The organism is Streptomyces djakartensis (genome assembly GCF_014651075.1).
Taxonomy (GTDB): domain Bacteria; phylum Actinomycetota; class Actinomycetes; order Streptomycetales; family Streptomycetaceae; genus Streptomyces; species Streptomyces djakartensis.
Genome location: NZ_BMWE01000105.1, coordinates 1 through 505 on the forward strand (window position 1 = coordinate 1; position 505 = coordinate 505).

A 505-nucleotide genomic window follows, 5' to 3' on the forward strand; every position below is an offset into this window, starting at 1 on the left:
ATTTCTAGCTGCATTTCATGAGATTCAGACATCTTTTGGATCATTTCATCCACTGATTGACATCCACAAAGCTGATAATTGAAGCCCATAATCTGTCCCAATCCCCAAGAAGTAGCTAAATTAGCACAGTTTTCATCAATTTTACGAGCTGCTTCGAGTCTTTTCCACTCTCCTTCACCTCCTAAGTAGAATTCTTTGGTCCATTTTTGATAAACTAAGGATGGATTTCTCTTGGCTAGATCGTATAAATAGGTTCTTTTGCCTTCTCCATTGAGTTTTATCTTCAAATATTTCCACATTACATGACCCTCGAAGAGAATCTGAGGTCTACCAGAGGGTAAAAATCCGTCTCGATTACCACATTCTACTACAGTTACTGTCTTTAACAGAGCCGGTTCAAGGTTTAACTTGTTTGCAACCTTGGCAATTAATTCGTTAGTAAGTTTATCCATAATATAAATTCTTAGAGTTTACATTAAAGAGGATAAAGTATTGCTTGTAGCCT

At 36.6% G+C, this 505-nt stretch carries 1 protein-coding gene; it reads right to left on the bottom strand.

Annotation, left to right across the window (positions count from 1 at the left end):
- Positions 1-452, bottom strand: a 452-nt coding sequence (locus tag IE212_RS34670; RefSeq protein ID WP_190201958.1) for an N-acetylmuramidase family protein, incomplete at its 3' end; no start/stop codon positions are given.
- Positions 453-505: the final 53 nt, after the last annotated feature.